At 59.6% G+C, this 17086-nt stretch carries 16 protein-coding genes; all 16 read right to left on the reverse strand.

Going from position 1 to position 17086, the window contains the following annotated elements; genetic code table 11:
- Positions 1-34: 34 nt before the first annotated feature.
- The gene (locus ACSQ2W_RS04290) at positions 35-1087 is read right to left on the reverse strand and encodes a flagellar hook-associated family protein (RefSeq protein WP_436085150.1); all 1053 of its coding nucleotides are present in this window, start codon (positions 1085-1087) and stop codon (positions 35-37) included.
- A 2-nt stretch (positions 1088-1089) separates the two neighbouring features.
- On the reverse strand, positions 1090-2538 hold the full coding sequence (flgK, locus tag ACSQ2W_RS04295) for a flagellar hook-associated protein FlgK (RefSeq protein WP_436085151.1): 1449 nt from the start codon (positions 2536-2538) through the stop codon (positions 1090-1092).
- A gap of 20 nt (positions 2539-2558) precedes the next feature.
- Complete coding sequence (locus tag ACSQ2W_RS04300) at positions 2559-3776, reverse strand: flagellar hook protein FlgE (protein ID WP_436085152.1); 1218 nt, start codon at positions 3774-3776, stop codon at positions 2559-2561.
- Positions 3777-3889: 113 nt separating this feature from the next.
- Positions 3890-4561 (reverse strand): transcriptional activator Rem, encoded by a 672-nt coding sequence (gene rem / locus ACSQ2W_RS04305; protein WP_436085153.1) that lies wholly within the window; start codon positions 4559-4561, stop codon positions 3890-3892.
- A gap of 281 nt (positions 4562-4842) precedes the next feature.
- The gene (locus tag ACSQ2W_RS04310) at positions 4843-5409 is read right to left on the reverse strand and encodes a transglycosylase SLT domain-containing protein (RefSeq protein WP_436085154.1); all 567 of its coding nucleotides are present in this window, start codon (positions 5407-5409) and stop codon (positions 4843-4845) included.
- Positions 5345-6946, reverse strand: a complete 1602-nt coding sequence (gene fliK, locus ACSQ2W_RS04315) for a flagellar hook-length control protein FliK (RefSeq protein WP_436085155.1) — start codon at positions 6944-6946, stop codon at positions 5345-5347. The genes ACSQ2W_RS04310 and fliK overlap by 65 nt, the downstream gene beginning before the upstream one ends.
- The gene (gene motC, locus ACSQ2W_RS04320; protein WP_436085156.1) at positions 6943-8250 is read right to left on the reverse strand and encodes a chemotaxis protein MotC; all 1308 of its coding nucleotides are present in this window, start codon (positions 8248-8250) and stop codon (positions 6943-6945) included. The genes fliK and motC overlap by 4 nt, the downstream gene beginning before the upstream one ends.
- A gap of 3 nt (positions 8251-8253) precedes the next feature.
- Positions 8254-9459 carry a MotB family protein gene (locus tag ACSQ2W_RS04325; protein WP_436085157.1) on the reverse strand — a complete coding sequence of 402 codons (1206 nt, stop codon included), beginning with the start codon at positions 9457-9459 and terminating at the stop codon, positions 8254-8256.
- A complete protein-coding gene (locus ACSQ2W_RS04330) occupies positions 9456-10112 on the reverse strand; it encodes a hypothetical protein (protein ID WP_436085158.1) in 657 nt (218 codons plus the stop codon). The genes ACSQ2W_RS04325 and ACSQ2W_RS04330 overlap by 4 nt, the downstream gene beginning before the upstream one ends.
- Positions 10113-10650: 538 nt before the next feature.
- The gene (locus tag ACSQ2W_RS04335) at positions 10651-11625 is read right to left on the reverse strand and encodes a flagellin (protein ID WP_436085159.1); all 975 of its coding nucleotides are present in this window, start codon (positions 11623-11625) and stop codon (positions 10651-10653) included.
- 336 nt (positions 11626-11961) lie between these two features.
- Positions 11962-12939 carry a flagellin gene (locus ACSQ2W_RS04340; protein ID WP_436085160.1) on the reverse strand — a complete coding sequence of 326 codons (978 nt, stop codon included), beginning with the start codon at positions 12937-12939 and terminating at the stop codon, positions 11962-11964.
- A 272-nt stretch (positions 12940-13211) separates the two neighbouring features.
- Positions 13212-14189 (reverse strand): flagellin, encoded by a 978-nt coding sequence (locus ACSQ2W_RS04345; protein WP_436085161.1) that lies wholly within the window; start codon positions 14187-14189, stop codon positions 13212-13214.
- Between the two features lie 320 nt (positions 14190-14509).
- A complete protein-coding gene (fliP, locus tag ACSQ2W_RS04350) occupies positions 14510-15247 on the reverse strand; it encodes a flagellar type III secretion system pore protein FliP (RefSeq protein ID WP_436085162.1) in 738 nt (245 codons plus the stop codon).
- Positions 15244-15795: a flagellar basal body-associated FliL family protein gene (locus ACSQ2W_RS04355; protein ID WP_436085163.1), complete on the reverse strand. Its 552-nt coding sequence runs from the start codon at positions 15793-15795 to the stop codon at positions 15244-15246. The genes fliP and ACSQ2W_RS04355 overlap by 4 nt, the downstream gene beginning before the upstream one ends.
- 45 nt (positions 15796-15840) lie before the next feature.
- Entirely contained in the window at positions 15841-16551 is a 711-nt protein-coding gene (flgH, locus tag ACSQ2W_RS04360) for a flagellar basal body L-ring protein FlgH (RefSeq protein WP_436085164.1), read from the reverse strand.
- A complete protein-coding gene (locus ACSQ2W_RS04365) occupies positions 16548-17042 on the reverse strand; it encodes a MotE family protein (RefSeq protein ID WP_436087670.1) in 495 nt (164 codons plus the stop codon). The genes flgH and ACSQ2W_RS04365 overlap by 4 nt, the downstream gene beginning before the upstream one ends.
- Between the last annotated feature and the right edge of the window lie 44 nt (positions 17043-17086).

Here is a 17086-nt window from a genome sequence, read left to right on the forward strand (position 1 = left end):
GACATCCTTCATGTTTGTCCTGGTCCCCACCGCATCAGAGGAAATTGATCAAGCTCAACTGCTGAAGCCGCGAGGTAAGCGTGTAAGAAGTCTCGATCTGCGTCAGCAGCGTGTTCATGCGCGTCGACGCTTCGTAGGTATCGATCCCCTCAAGATCGGAAATATGCGTCGTGACGAGTTCGATCTGTGCTTCGAGCGCGGTATTGGCCTTCTTCACGCGTGCCTCGGAAATACCGAGATCGCTGCGTTGCGCGTCGATCCCGGAAATTGCCTCGCCGATATAGCCCATCGCCGCGGTGCTGACGGTGGCGCGGACCTCGGCGCTGACATCCGCGCCAAGCAGTTCCGTGGCAATCACACTCGCCAGCGCGAACTTGCGCATTCCGTCGGAATTGGCGGTTGTCGAACTCGATACAACCTCAGTTGTCGAGATACGGCTCGTCATGGTCTGGTCGGATGCCTGAGACCAATCGGTTGTCCACTGCGTCCCCATATACAGGGGTTCGAGCGTGTTCGTGATGAAGTCGTCCATCTGCGACCGCGTAAAGTCGCTCATCGATGCGATGCCGTTTACCAACATGTAGGTCGCAAGTTCGGTATCGAAGGTTGTCTTCGCAGCTGAGACGGCGGGATCGTTGTAATCGGCAACTGGTTTCACGTCGGTATTGACGCCCGAGAAGAGATATTCTCCGTTGAAAGATGTGTTCAGTGCCGAGCTGAAGATCGAAAGAGCATTGGTGACCTCCGTCTTGGCGATCGCCAACTGATCGGCCGCTTCGCTTCCGCTCAGTCCGATCAGCACTTTGTTGATGGACTGGGCTGCATCGGCGACCGTCTCAAGTGCCTCCTGTGACGCGGCAAGACGCTGCGTGACAACGGCGTTGGTGGTGTTCAGCGTCTTCATCCGCGCCATTTCGCGCTGGAGGTCGAGGGAGCGCGACGTTGAGCCGCCGAGAGCCACGCCGACATCGGCGTGGCGACCAGTGGTGACTTCCTCCTGCAACTTGACCACTTCCGCCTGCGACTGCTGGATCGTCAGCCGCATCGCATTTTGGACAGCCAGGTTCGAAACGAAGGACGTCTTCATGATTACCTCACAACTTCCAGAAGGGCCGCCATCATGGCGTCCACGGTACTGACCAATTTGGCCGATGCCTTATAGGATTGTTCCAGGTCGAGCAGCAGCGAGAGTTCCTCGTCCATGCTGACGCCGGTCTCGTTGTTCAGCGCTTCCTGGGTGCGGGACAGCAGCGCCGTCTTGTTGTCGTTTGCGGTGGAAGCGCTGCTGCGCAGGTCTTCGAGCCAACCGACCGACGACGTTGCGAAATCCAGAATGGTGCTGCTGCCGTCAAGACCTGTCGCCGTATCGAAGGCCAGGTTACCGCCCATGGCAGCGACATAGCTGTCGATCAGGTCCGAATAGCCCGCGCTGCCGCCCGTGTTCTGGATATAAGCAGCGCCGTTGAAGCCACCGTCGCGAACGAGCAGCGGATCAGAAAGCGCCAGCGCGTTGACCTGGAGCGTGGCGGCGATACCTGGCTCCACGGTTCCCGCGGCGGGTACGGTCGCGGGCGGCGGAGTCGGCGTCCAGGTGAAAAGACCGGGCAAGACGGTAATGCCGTCGTCTTCCTTGAACAGTTCCACCAGTCCGCGCGCAACTTCATCCAGCTGCGACTGGAATTTCGGCGCGATCTCATCACGCAATTGCAGCAGTGCTGAAAGCTTTCCTTCGCCGGAGGTGTTTCCGCCTGTACCGGCCGCCACCGGAACGCCATCGATGAAAATCTTCTGGCCCGCCGTCGTGGCGCCGAAACCGGCGGTTGAAGCGAATGTCACGCTGCGGGCCGTATTTTCGAACAAAACCGTGCCGTCGGACGTGTAGATGACAGTGTCGTTGTTTGCCCGCGACACTGTCGAAATGCCGACGATCTCAGAAATCTGCCGCAGCAGCTTGTCGCGCTGATCGAGCGCTTCGCTGGCATCCGCACCCGAAGCGGTTGCTGTCAGGACGCCGTTGTTGGCCTGTTCGAAATCGGCCAGCAAACCGTTCAGCGTATTGACCGAACTGGCGATTTCCTTGTCGGCCTCCAGCCGCAGGTCCTGAACCGCGGCCGAAGTCTTGTTGAGCGAGTTCGCCAGGTCGTTTGCATCCGACACCAGCGTTGCCGCTATCGTCGTGTTGCCCGGCGTTGAAGCGAATGTCTGCAGGCTGTCGCGAAACGTCGACAGATAGGTGGAAGGCGACGTTTCGTAGTCGTTTCCGCCGAGCGAGGATTTCAGCGTCTCCAGGCCCGCAAAGAGCGTGCCCTGCGCGGATGCCTGGGAGATGCTGACAATGCTCTGCTTGAGCAATGCATCATTCTGCGCCCGCTGAATGGAAACGACCTGCGCTCCATTCAGGCTGGTGCCGAGCATCGCCAAACGCCGCGAATAGTCCGAATTGCTGGCATTCGCGATGTTCTTCGACACGATCGCGGTCTGCTGCGCTGTGTTGCTGAAGATCGAATTTGCGGTGCTTATCGCAGATGACAGAGACATGGCAGAGCCTGTACTTTCAATTACCGCTTCAGGTTCACAAGAACGTCAAGCAGGTCGGCACCGGTCTGGAAGACCTTCGAGTTCGCCGTGTAGCTGCGCTGGGATTCGATCATCGCCGTCAGTTCGTTGGCGATATCGACGTTCGAGCCTTCGAGCGCGCCCGATTGGATGCTGCCGAAATCGCCGGAACCGGCGAAACCGGTGACGATGACGCCCGAATCCACACCCTGCGAATAGACGTTGCCCGACTGGGGGACGAGGTTGTCGGGGCTTTCGACGTTTGCAAGCGCCACGCGGTAGCGCGGATCGAGGTCGCCGTTCTCGTACTGGACGTAGACAATGCCTTCGCCGTCGATCTGGAAGCCGGTCACTTTGCTCGGCGCGTTGCCGTCAATGGAGCCGCCATCCGGATTGAACTTGTAGCCGAGCTGCGTGGTCTTGGTGAGGTCGATGATCAGCGACGCCAGGTCGGCGCCAGTGCCTGGTATGCCGGTTATTGCAGTCGTCGTTACGGAGGTGTCGGATGCGGCCGCCAAGCTCCCGTCAGCGTTAAATATGAGATTTGCCGTGCCGAGCGATGCTGCCGTTTCGCGGTCCACCACATCCAGCGTCCACGTGTTAGCAGCGGTTTTCGTGTAGGTAAAATCAAGCAGACGCGCATTGCCCTGGCTGTCGAAGACGCTGAGCGATGTGGTCGACGGAGCCGTTACGCCGGCTACATCCGCCGAGTTGAGGTTGGCACCCATGGAACCCGCGGTGGAGCCGGAGGCGATCAGACCGTCGGACGAAAGATTGACCTTCGTCAAACCGTCGAAGCCGTTGACGACGACCGTCGGGTCGACGCCTGCTTCGTATTCGTAACCCATCAGGGTGTAGCCGGCGGAATTCACCAGATTGCCGTCGCCATCCGAAACAAAGGCGCCGGCGCGGGTCAGGAAGTTCGAGCCGTTTTCGCCCGAAACGATGAAGAAGCCGCCGCCGTTGATGGCCATGTCCGTGCCGGACGTCGTGAAGGTCGTCGGGCCCTGCTCGGAAATGCTGTAGCGGACTTTCGTTTCAACGCCGCCGGAGTTGTAGGCGCCATTGCTCGACGGCAGGATCAGGGAGGAGAATTCCGTCGATGCCCGTTTATAACCGGTCGTATTGGCGTTGGCGATGTTTTCAGAGACGGTGCTCAGACGGTTTGCCTGAGCATTCATCCCGGAACTACCGGTTCGCATCATTCCGAAAAGACTCATGTCCGATCCTCGTTTTCGTCGTTATGGCAACTCTAGGAAGCGGGCCTTGCGTGAACCTGTCTTGGGCGGCCGGATCGAATGCCGCCACATCCGAAACGCCGACATGACAATCCTCAGCTCCAGTCGATGCAGTAGCCGAGGAACCGCTTGGAATCGATCGGATCGAAGCCGAGCCGCTTGCGCAGCTTCTTGCGGAGCTTGCTGATGTGGCTTTCGACGACGTTCTCTTCGACGTCCTCATCGAAGATGCCGTAGATGGCGTTGAAGATCTGGGTCTTGGACACACGCCGTCCGCGGTTGGAGACCAGATATTCGAGAATGCGGCGCTCGCGGCGCGGAAGGGCGAAAACTTCGCCATGCACTTCCGGATCCCGGCCGTCGGAGAAAACCCGGATCGGGCCTATGTCGGTGTAGTTCGCCAAGGCCTTGAGGCGGCGGCGGATGGCCGCTGCGCGGGCAAGGATTTCCCGGGGATGAACCGGCTTGCGCACCACATCATCGACGCCGCAGTCGAAGAACGCCAGTGTCGTTTCAAGCGAGGGAGAATCGCTGATGGCGATGACCGGCGCCGTAGACCGGTCCCGGATGGCACGGGGCAGGCTCATCGACTTCTCGCCCTGGCCGATCAGAAACGCCTCGACGGCATCGATATCGGTGTCCGCCGCTGTTGAAACCCAGTCGCCAAATTCGCTCGGATGGAACCCGGTGGAGGGCACGCCCTCCCGTCCAAACAGTGAAGTATATCCGTCTTTCACGAGCTCTCGCTCATCAACCACTACGATCATTCGTCCGCCTCCGAATCAGTATGGTGCCTCGATGGGACAAGAGATACGAATCGGCGGATTCCTGAACAACTATGGGAAGTTAATGGCTGAAATTAATACTAGATTAAGATTTCTGTACCGATTTGATCTACATGTAGTACGTACGTCAGAATGGGACACTAAAATTTATGAGGAAACGTTAACGCTTCATTACGAAAGCGTTTGCGGTCATTTTTCGAACGCAATGTTGACGCAATTAGATGGCGCATAAAAAGATCGGAGGAAATCTCCTTCAGGTTGTGTCAACGGCAGAAATTCGAGGCGTTTGGCGTCCACTTTCCATAGCCTGTAGCCACCAGATTTGCGATCACGCGGCAGACATACTTCTTCTGCGCGGGGTCATTGTTGGGGCCGGCATGATACCGGGCAACGGCCATCGTCCAGGTCTCGTGCCTGGCATGGAGATTGGCCAGGAAGCGGGCGGCGTATTCGACGTTTTTCCTCGGGTTCAGCATCTCGTCCGGCGAGGCAAAATTCTCGCCGTGGAAATGGTAGTTGATCTGCATGCAGCCGAGGTCGATCAGCTTGGCTCCTTGCGCACGGGCGGCGGCAAATCGCTGCAACACCTCTTCGGCGCTGTTGGCGAAATAGGCCCTGCCCTCGATGTTCATGGCAAAAGGTTGGAGCGACCCCTTGCGGCCGGTTTCCGTCAGACCGACGGAATAAAGAATACCGGCCGGAATCCGGTATTTCGCGGCGGCGGCCGCGATCTCGCTCTCGCAAGCGCCTGTATTGGCTTCAGCGTTACATATAGACGTCGCCAGTCCGGCCAGGCTCAGCACCAGAAGACGCGTCGCTCGTACCTTCATTGCCCGTCCACCTTCCGCCGCCCTGTTCCTGGCTGCCACTATCGTTGCGCTGCTCCCTGCCCGGGGCAAGACCGTCGCCGGCTGCCTCGCGGCCTTGCTGGCCCGTCTGAGACTGTGCCTGTTGTTGCGGATTGTTGCCGCTGGAACTATCCGAGCTGTTGAAGACAACGCTGACCTGATCCACGGCGAAACCCTGCGCGCGAAGCGCCTTCACAATCGCATCCTGATCGTCGCTGAGCTGGCGGAAGGCGTCGCCGGTCTCCACCTTCAACTCAACCTGCAATTCGTCATCCTTGAGCCGCAGCGTGGCCGTCACCGTGCCCAGATCGATCGGATGCATCTGGATCTTCAGCGTGTTGAGAACCTTGCCGGTAGAAGCCTCCGTCAGCGGAGCCGAAGCCGCCGTGCTCTGCTGGAGTGCGTTCACCCATTCCGGATTGCTGGCGATCTGGCTCGTTATCGCCGACGCATTGCTGGTGGATGCCAGGCCGAGATAGCGGCGCGCTTCAACGACAGTCACGGTTTCTGTCTTGGCAGTTGTCATGGACGCGGCGCCTGCCTTGTCCTCATCCGACGCCACATTCATGGACAGAACCTGACCCTTGCCACCTGCACGGGTGAAGCGGAACAGCTGATCTGACCCTGCCTGCGTAGCGTCCTGGACTGCGTTGGCGTTAGCCTCCGAGTGGACCGGCGCTTTCGCCGCCGCGGCATCCTTCGAAGCGGCCTTGGCCTTGCCGGCACTCTCGGCCAGCGCCTGGAACTCGGACAGGACCGGCGTTGTGTCCGCCTGCGCCATTGTGCCGGCGTCCGTCGGCTTCTGCGCGGCGCCAAGGAGCGCAAGCAGACGGCTGACATCGGCGGGCGCGGTATCCATCGCCGCATCGGCGTCGTCGAATGAATTCGCCTGCAATGCTTCGTCCGACGTCGCTGCCTTGGCATCGCTGCGTTTCGAGAGCTGCGCCTTCGGATCCTTCAAGAGGCCCTTCAACTTTTCGCCAGCCTGCTCGTCCAGTGTCTCACCGGCACCGGCTGTCGCATCCACGCCAAGATTGGCAAGACCGATGGAGGCCAGGAGACGGGCTTTCCCCTCGGAGGGCGTCAAAGTGAACTGTCGGCCAGGAGCTTCCTGTTCAACGGTGGGCTTCCCGCTCTGCGGCATCAGCGTCTGCTTCGCAGCAGCGCGGAAAGCGGCATTGGTGCTTGCGAGCGCGGACTTCATCTCACCGCGATCCGTTGAACCCAAGGATAACGATCCGTCCTGATCGATCGCGGCGGCGGCATCGTTGGACACGGCGTCGATGTTGGCAGCGGCGTTCAGAGTCTGCGAAGCCGCAATGGTCGCCTGCGTGCCGGTGTCCGCCGCTGTCTTTCCGCTGATCGAAATCACCGGTTGCTTTTTCTTGCCGGCGGCATCGGCAAAGGCATTCTCGAAGGCCGAACGCTGATTGGCCGCGTCCGCTTCGTTTTGCTTGCCGCCAGACTTGGCTGAGCGTATCGGGGCCGTGCCCAAAAGGCTGTCGTCCACAAATGTCATTTCTCGTCTTCCCCCTTCAGGAGAGAATCGATCTCGTCGAGTTTCGAGCGACCTGTGCTCAGAAACGCATCGAGAACCGGATCGGGTGGGCTCGCTTCTGACGCTGCCATCGGCTGAGTCTCCTCCGCTTGCGCGGCATTCAAGACCGCGCCGGATGCCGGTGCAGCAAACGGGCTTTCGCCGCTGCCCGTCTCCGGTCCGCTTTCCCCCACACTGATTTCGGAAGCGACATTAGAAACGGACGCTTGTGTCAGGCTTTCTGGATCGGGCGCACGCAACACTTCCTGTGCGACGACTGTTGCGGCCTCACGCAACGCGCGGTCACGCGGAGAGAGCTCCGCGTCAGGGATGGAGCTGATCCCCTTCACCGCTTCGAGGATATCCTGGGACGGAACGCCGGCGAGCCCGGAATAGAGGTTGGCCAGCGCCTTTTGGCCTCCATCGGCGACATCCGAAAGTGCTTGGGCACGCCGGGAGGCAAGGGTCGCCAGTTCCTGCATACCGCCGATAGCCGCGCGCCGGGCAATGCGCAGATAGACTTCGCGCTGCCGGGGCCTGTCCATGAAACCGAGAATTTCCTGTATCTTGCCCTGTTCGGCGTAGTTTGCGACCGCCAATTCGACGAAGACATCGGCGAACTGACTGGCATAAGGAGATGTCAGGAAGCGCCGCGCATAGGACAGGGAATAGGCAAACCCCTTGTCCGGCATGTGGCCACGGGTCGCCAGCGCGATCGACCGCCGCAAGGCGGCTTCTTCAATATTCGTGCCCGGCGCCGTCAGCCGCGCCCAATCATAGTATCTCATCGATGCGGCGGGGTCCTGCTGCGCCGTACCGTTGCCGAGAACCAGATAAAGATAGGGGCCAATCCGCGCGTTCCGGTATTCCGGGATGGCCTTCTCGAGGTTCTCGACCATCAGCTCGCCCTTGCCGGCGAGGTAGTGGCTCAGCGCATCGACGACGCGGCTGTCGAAATTACCTTCAATATCGCGGTCCGCGAGATAGGACAGCGTATCCGGATTGCCGCCGCTCATCGCGTAGATGAAAGCTGCGTCTACGTTTCTCGGATCATCGAAAACGGAAGGATCCGCAGATCGCAGGCGCTTGTCGATCGCGCCCAGCATGAAACGTTGCATCTCGCCGGCTGAATGATCACCAAGAACGATCGAATCCTGGATATACTGCAGGGACCGCAGCATCTTGTACGGCGCCAGATCCTCCAGATCGCCGGCGTGCGCCGCGAAGCCCGGAAGGGCCCCGATGGCGCAGGCGCCGAGAAAGAGGTTGCGGATCGCCTTCAGCATCGGTCAGCCCTGATTTGTCTGCAGCAGGATTTCGATACGCCGGTTGGCCGGAGCCAGCGGATCCTTCGGAAGCTGGAGACGCTTGTCCGCGAAGCCGCTGATCTGACTGACACGGCTTTCGGCGAGACCACCGCGAACGAGCATGTAATAGGCGCTCTGGGCACGGTCGGACGAAAGCCGCCAATTATCGTAGACGCCCTTCTTGAAGGGACGGCCGTCGGTATGGCCGCGGATGGCGATCGCGCCCGCCCGCGCGGACAAAAGCTTGCCTATCTTCTCCATGGCGATGACCATGTCTTTTTCAGGCACGGCCGAGCCGACACCGAACATCGGCGTGTCTGCCTGCTCGCTGATCGTGACAAGAAGCCCGCCCTCGGTCGGCGTCACCAGCAGCCCTTCTGCAAGCTTGCCAGCAGACCCGCCGATTTCCTTCTCGATCTCGGCCTTCAAGGCCTTGGCGGCATTGTCATCGGGCTTGGCCGACATAACCTGTTCAGGCTGGGCAGCCTGGTCTTTCATTGCCGCGCCGGACTGGCCTTGTGGAGCGGTAGCCGAGGCGGACTCTTTCGAAGCATCCGCCGGCCCATCTCCGGCTTTGGCCTCGAGGCTGTCGCCACCTTTTTCAGCATTCTGCAGTTCGACCTGCTTCGTCCAGAAATCCGGATCGAACGGGTCGCGATAGGCCTCGCCGCCCTCTGCGCCCGTCGCAGGGCCGGAGGTCGACGCACCGCCGTCGCCCTTGGCACTGATATTGGCATTGCGGCCCGTTTCCTTGACGATTTCGGACATGACCGAATAGGGGTTCTCAAAGAAATCGGCGTCGGAATATTGCGTCTCTTCACCCGACGTCGCCGTCAGGTCGTCGCCGTTTTTGGCCGATCCGCCCGTCCTCGTCTCGGTACCGTTCACCTTGGACTTCATCTGGTCTTCTTCACCCTTGGCGTCCTTGGCCGGTTGCTTGACGCCCTTTTCGGACGGCTTGGCATCGGTCAGCTGCACAGGGTTGAAATAGGAGGCAAGTGCTGCCTTGGTCTGAGGGTTGGCCGCATTGATCAGCCACATGACGAGAAAGAACGCCATCATCGCCGTCATGAAGTCGGCATAGGCGATTTTCCAGGCGCCACCATGATGACCGTCGTGGTTGCCGCCATGACGCTTGACGATGATGATTTCGTTCTTGCCATGGTGATGGCTTTCGGTCTCGCTCATGCCAGCACCTTCCTGACCGTATCGGCCCAGGCAGCCATTCGTGTCACCAGGATCGAATCGCCGAACTCAACCGAGAGGTCGATGTCGGCAGTTTCCTGATGGCGGAAGACCAGTGTTTCATCGTCGAGACGACGCTTCAGCGCATCGAACAGAGCTAAGGGCCCCTTCACCGTAATTTTGGCGCCCTCGCCGGCACCGACCGAGTGGGCGATCATGCGCGCCAGATCATCGACGGATTTGCGCAGCAGCACCTCGTCCATCACAGGTGCCAAGACACGCGCCGTCTGGCCGGAAAGCATGGTGGCGAGTTGGGACCCCATGTCGGAGAAGCGATCATAAATCATCGCTGCGATTTCATTATCGCAGCGTACGCGCGTGGCCTCCAGTTCTGCAGCGTGGCGCGCGGTGAGCGCGGCGATTTCCGTTGCGTGCAACGAAAGCTGCTCGGCTTCCGCTTCCCGGCGCCCTTGTGCGAATGCGTCTCGGCGCTCTGCCTCGATATCGATCTGCGGTTCGGCCTGCTGCTTCATGGCGAAAGCACCGTCGGCTGGAAAGTCGTCATCGAGGTCCGGGAAATATCGCGGCGGGACCATCGAGAGATCGACCTTGGGCGCGCTGAAATCCTTGAGATAGCGGGAAATGGAAGCGCTCATCGGATGCCTCCCGCGGTACAGGCCATCGTTTCGGTCACGGCTTGGCCCGCCCCCTTTTCGGTTGCTGGCAGCATTTGGCTAACGGGCCTGAAAACAATCGACTGTGACACTTCCGGAATGTCTCCTTCAGGACCCTGCGTAACGGCAACGCCGCACGGCCCGAACATTTTCAATCCGTACCGGCTCGCCGCCCGGAGAGCCCGGTGGCGCAGGCCGCATACAACGGCAGCACAATATTCATATTGCCTGGCAACCCGGACGAGAATGGTTGCGGATGGAGACTACCCGGCCAAACTTGTGCGAAAATGTAGGTCGGAAATGTAATGAGAGGTCTCGATGACAGGCTGCCATCATCGAGACCTGCTATGAGGTGTTGGACCGCGCTCGGGCAATTAGCGCGGTCCAACCGTTTCCAACCACACCGATGACCGGCGGCACGGCGGAAAGACTTGATTGCAGCCCCGCAAGAAGGGGGCGGCGATGAGCCGGGTCGCGGAGCCCGGAACTTTGCCCACCGTTCAGTCCGCGAAGAGGAAACTTACTGCTGGAACAGGCGCAGGATGTTTTCCGAGTTGGTATTGGCGATCGAGAGAGCCTGGATGCCCAGTTGCTGCTGCGTCTGCAGGGCCTTGAGGCGCGTTGACTCTTCGTTCATGTCGGCATCCACGAGACGGCCGACACCCTTGTCGATCACGTCCATAAGGTTGGCGACGAAGTTTTCCTGCATGTCGATGCGGCTGGTGATGGCGCCGAGGGTCGAAGCGGCATCGGTCAGGTTGCTGAGCATGGCATCGACGGCGCTGATCATGCCTTCGAGATCAACATCGAGGGTCGCGGATGTTAGGTCGATCAGCACCGAGCCGGTCGGCGCGGTGCCGCCGGAAGCCAGGACAAGGTGATAGGTCGCGTTGGCCGTACCGGTGCCGACAGCAGTGCCCTGCTCGACGGCAACGCCCTTAGTGAGCTGGCCGAGCGAGGAGTTCTGGGTGTCGATCAAGATCGACTCAGCCGTGTCGTAATCCAGAGTCGTGACGGAAACCGAACCGTTGGTCGAACGGTTGAAGGACGCCACGATCGACTTCGTCCCCGCCGGTGTCGTCGTGTCATTGTAGAGCCAGTTTTCGCCAGAGAAAGATGCCGATTCGGCAGCGGATGCGAGTTGGTTCTTGAGTTCGCTGAGTTCCTTGTTGATCTTGGTCTTGTCGACGCCCGGTTCGCGCGCCGCGACGAGCTTTGCCTTGATCTCGGAGACGACGTCGATGGCCGAACTCATGCCGGCGTAGGATGTGTCGACCTTGGCAGCACCCAGCCCGAGCGCATCCTGAACGGTCGACAAGGCGGCGTTGTCCGAGCGCATCGTGGTCGCGATCGACCAGTAGGCGGCATTGTCCGCGGCGGTCTCGACGCGATAGCCGGAGGAGATGCGGCTCTGCACGTCTTCCATGTTCGTGTTGATCGAACGTAATGTCTGGAGAGCGGCCATCGCCGCAGAATTGGTGAGGATGCTGGTCATTGGTCATTGCCCCAGTTCGAAAATTAAACGGAACATTCCGGGTTGATGACCGGTAGCGACGGGACCAGCGTCATGCAAACTGTCCCATGTTTAGCCCAAGGACAGCCTGTCGCTCTTAACGAACACTTAACGGTCACATGGTTAACAAACACTTAACGTCGTTAGCAAGTAGGTAATCAAAATGAACGAAAATAAATCTGAATTGCCGAATCGTTAAGATACGCCTGTCGCAGCGACGGAAAACGGAAAGACCGCGCCCCTTGCGAGACGCGGTCTGTGGGACTGGCGGCGGACATTTTGATGACGTCCGCCGGCTTTGTCGTTCCCCTGTTCCGATTAACGGAAGAGCGAGAGGATGTTTTCCGAGTTGGAGTTGGCGATCGAGAGAGACTGGATGCCAAGCTGCTGCTGCGTCTGGAGCGCCTTGAGGCGTGTCGACTCTTCGTTCATGTCGGCGTCGACGAGGCGGCCGACACCCTTGTCGATCACGTCCATCAGGTCAGCCATGAAGTCATCCTGCATGGAGATGCGGGTATTGGTGGCGCCCAGCGTCGCGGCGGCATCGGTCAGGCTCGTCAGCATCGCATCAACGGCGCTGATCATGCCTTCGACATTATCGTCCAGGGTCGTTGCAGTCAGCGCGACCAGCACCGAGCCGGTCGGAGCTGTACCGCCGGAAGCGAGGATGAGGTGGTAGGTGGCGTTGGCGGTACCGGTACCGACGGCAGCGCCCTGCTCGATGGTAATTGCCTTGGTCAGCTGACCGAGCGAGGAGTCCACGGTGTCGATCAGAACCGAGGTGGCAGCGTCGAATTCCAGAATACCGACCGCAACCGCGCCGTTGGCGCCGCGCGTGAAGGAGCCGACCATTTCCTTGGTGCCGAGGGCGGCGGCAGATCCGGCGTCGCGGTAGAGCCAGTTTTCGCCCGAGAAGGAAGCCGACTGGGCGGTCGAAACCAGCTGGTTCTTGAGCTCGGTGATTTCCTTGTTGATCTTCAGCTTGTCAACGCCCGGTTCGCGGGCAGCGACCAGCTTGGCCTTGATTTCGGAGATAACGTTAATCGCGTTGTCGAGGCCGGTATAGGCCGTGTCCGTCTTGGCAGCGCCGAGACCGAGAGCGTCCTGAACGGTGGAGAGAGCCTTGTTGTCCGACTTCATGGTCGTTGCGATCGACCAGTAAGCGGCGTTGTCCGCTGCCGTCTCGACGCGCAGGCCCGAAGAAACGCGACCCTGGGTCGTTTCCATGCCATCGTTGATCGAACGCAGGGTGGAGAGTGCTGCCATCGCAGCCGAATTGGTGAGAATGCTCGTCATGGTAAAACTGCCCCTTTTGAACAGGTGAAATGGAAGGGACATTCCGGTCGGTACCGGGAAACAGCAGCCAGCTTCATGCCTGCTAACGCGTTAAATTTCTTGGTTAACCCGCTGTTTCGATGGCCATAGAAAACACCAACATGGTTAAAGAAAACCTAAAGGCAGAAATTAATTTGGGCGGACACGAAAAAACCGCACCTCTTGCGAGATGCGGTTTTCTGTAGGTTGCGAAGCGGCCGTTGGGGGGGATGGCCGCCCCGCGCCGTTTTCGATTAACGGAACAGCGACAGGATGTTCTGCGAGTCCGAGTTGGCGATCGAGAGTGCCTGGATGCCGAGCTGCTGCTGCGTCTGCAGGGCCTTGAGGCGGGTCGACTCTTCGTTCATGTCGGCGTCGACGAGGCGGCCGACACCCTTGTCGATCACGTCCATCAGGTCGGCCATGAATTCGTCCTGCATGGAGATGCGGGTATTGGTGGCGCCCAGCGTCGCAGCCGTGTCGGTCAGGTTGGTCAGCATCGCGTCAACGGCGCTGATCATGCCTTCGATGTTATCGTCCGACGTCGCTGCCGTCAGTGCGATCAGCGTCGAACCGGTCGGAGCCGTACCGCCCGAAGCGAGAACGAGGTGGTAGGTGGCGTTGGCAGTACCGGTACCGACGGAAGCGCCCTGCTCCACCGAAAGTGCCTTGGTCAGCTGACCGTTGGCGGAGTCAACCGTATCGATCAGAACCGAGGTGGCAGCGTCGAATTCCAGAACGCCGACGGCAACCGAGCCATTGGCGCCGCGGGTGAACGAGCCGACCATTTCCTTGGTGCCGAGGGCGGCGGCAGATCCGGCGTCGCGGTAGAGCCAGTTTTCACCCGAGAAGGAAGCCGAAGTTGCCGTCGAAACCAGCTGGTTCTTGAGTTCGGTGATTTCCTTGTTGATCTTCAGCTTGTCAACGCCCGGTTCGCGAGCAGCGACCAACTTGGCCTTGATTTCGGAAACAACGTCGATGGCGGCGTTCAGACCGGTATAGGCCGTGTCCGTCTTGGCAGCGCCGAGACCGAGAGCGTCCTGAACCGTGGAAAGAGCCTTGTTGTCCGAACGCATGGTCGTTGCGATCGACCAGTAAGCAGCGTTGTCGGAAGCGTCGCCAACCCGCAGACCGGAAGAAATACGACCCTGGGTCGATTCCATGTCGGAGCTGATGGAGCGCAGCGTCGAGAGAGCTGCCATTGCAGAAGAGTTCGTCAGGATGCTTGTCATTGGGGTTGTCCCTCTAGATACAAAATACAAGATTGGGGACATACCGGACTGAAATACTTACCGGTGATGACGGCTCGGCATCATGCCACTCGGCCCCTGTTGGTCAGGCGGTCCAAATCCGTCATGTGAGGGTAATGTCGCAGGCAAACATTGCAATTTGTTTAAACGCAGCGAGTATATTAGCTGTTACTTGTTGAGCAAGCGAACACGGCCGAGGCAATCCGGCTTTTGATTTATACATATAATTCAAGTAGTTGATTTATTCCGCCCAAGCGCACGCATGGTGGAAAATTGACCGTCCGTTAACCACGTCAATGAGATCAGGTGAAAGACCGCACGAGGCTGCCGACGAGCAGGTTCCAGCCGTCGATCAGCACGAAGAAAAGGATCTTGAACGGCAGCGAGATCGAGGTGGGCGGCAGCATCATCATGCCCATCGCCATGGTGATGGTCGCCACGATCAGGTCGATCACCAGAAACGGCAGCATGATCAGAAAGCCGATCTCGAAACCGCGTCTGATTTCCGAAATCATGAAGGCCGGCACGACGGCGCGAAGATCGACCTTGCTGTCGACGACGACGTTCTGGCCCTTCTCCCTGGCAATATCGATGAAGAGCTGCAGATCCTTGTCGCGGGTATTGGCGAGCATGAACTCCCGGAACGGCTCCGAGATGCGCGTCATCGCCTCGGTTTCGTTGATCTGGTTCTGCAGCAGCGGATTGACGCCGTTCTGCCAGGCGCGATCGAAGGTCGGCGCCATGACATAGAAGGTCATGAACAGGGCGAGGCTGACCATGATCATGTTCGAGGGGGTGGTGGCGAGACCCATGCCGGACCGCAGGATGGCAAAGGCAATGACGAAGCGCGGAAAGCTCGTCACCATGATCAGGATACCCGGCGCGACCGACAGGACGGTCAGAAGGCCGAACGTGCGGATGATCCAGGACGCAACAGAGCCGTCGATGGGTGTTTTCAGGATGTCAGCAGGAAAGCCCTGCGCTCCCGCGATACCCGACATCGCCATCATGGCGGCTATGAATGCGATAGTCCGAATCATTGAATAACGAATGTCCTGAAGATAACATTGGTTACGCGCCCTTCGGAGCGCAGGTCAACCCGTTCTTCTATGTCATCCTTCAGATACTGAAATCCGCGCGGCCCCTGGATCTGCTGCAGCGACACCGTCTTCATGTAGGCTGCGATATCCTGATGGATCTGCTCGGCCATGGGGACATCCGGCGCCCCCTTGAAAAGCAGCGCGACTTCGAGCCGTATCCAGTTTTCGGTGGGGTAGGCAAGATTGGTCGTGATCGCATCGAGCTGGACGACGCCATTGGCTTCGGTCGCTATTCGCGGCAAGCCCTCGTCTTTCTTGTTGCTCTCTCCGCCTCCCTCACCAGCCTCCTTGGCCCTCTTGTGGGCAACGGCAGCTTTCGCCTCCTCGACGATCTTCGCTTCCTCCACGCTGAGCGGCTTTGGCGCAAGGGCGCCGCCGACCAGCCATCCGCCACCACCGGCCAGCAGCGTCAGAACGACAAGAGCAGCGATCGTCATCACCTTCGATGCCCCCTTGGCCGCAGGTGAAGCCGTGTCGAGATCTTCCATGTTCAAATCCATCTCGTGTTGTGCCGCGGGACGCGGCGAGCGCCGTCAGATCGGCGAGACGATGTCCATGACCTGCTGGCCCCACGGCGGTTGCTGCACTTCGCTCAGACGGCCGCGGCCGCCATAGGAAATGCGTGCCTCGGCGATCTTGTCGTAGGAGATCATGTTCTTCGCATCGACGTCATAAGGCCGGACGATACCAGCCACGTTGAGGATGCGTATCTCGTGGTTGACGCGCACTTCCTGCGAACCACTGATCAACAGATTGCCGTTTTCAAGCACACCGGTCACGACGGCAGCAACGAGCAGAACCAGCTTTTCAGCCCGCTCCGTCGTCCCTTCGCCCTTCGTGCTGGTGTTTGAACCGTAGTCGAGGCCACCCTTCCAGCCGAAGTCGCTCGTTTCAGACTGGCCGTTTGCGCCGATGTTGAAGCCGCTGTCATTGGTCCGGCTGCGATCGGTCTTGTTGTCGAACGAGGCCTTGTCGTCGATACGGATATCGACGGTCAGAATATCGCCCACCTTGAGAGCGCGCGCATCCTTGAACAGCGCCGCCTGATTGTCGCTCCAGATCGAGAAACCATTGGCGACGTGGCGCGGCTCCTTCGGATACATCGCCATCTGCGGTGTCTGCGCATATTGCAGGCCGCTGCCGATCGGGCTCATCGAAGGTGCCCTGCCAATTTCGTTGAAAGTCTGGTTCTGGCATCCCGACAACAGGCTGGCAGCGAGAAGGACCGAAAGCGGATATCTCATGACGGTTCCTTCGATGTTGTTGAATCGCTGGCGCTGGAAATGATATTGGTCAGGACGGCCGCCTTGTCGCTGCTCATCTCGCTAAGGATGAGGCTCGATTGACGCGGGGGCAGCTTCATGACGATCGCCGCGGCGATGGCGGGATTGACCAGCTCGAGCTGCCCTGCAGCCGCATCCGCCTTCATTGTCTTGTAGATATCAACGAGGCCGAGCTCGGCCTGCTTCAGGAAATCGTTGCGGCGCTTCAGCCAGTCCTCGTATTCGGCACGGCGCTCTTCGAGCTTGGCGATGCGGGCATCGACCTCGGCCTGCAGCTTTTCCAGATCCTTCTTCTGCAGGAGGTAACGCTGGTCGCGGGCGGCATCGGCAATATTGGTGCAGAATTGCTGGATTTCGTCGCCATTCGCCGGAATGACTGTCGCGGGTGCGGCGACTTCCTGCGCGAAGGCGCCGGGCATGGCAAGCATGGTGCAACCGGCCGCCAGCATCATCAGGCGGCGGCGCAGGCTGTTCGCTTGAGCAGAGGGACGAGGTG

It is taken from the genome of Pararhizobium sp. LjRoot255 (assembly GCF_964252905.1).
GTDB lineage: Bacteria > Pseudomonadota > Alphaproteobacteria > Rhizobiales > Rhizobiaceae > Pararhizobium.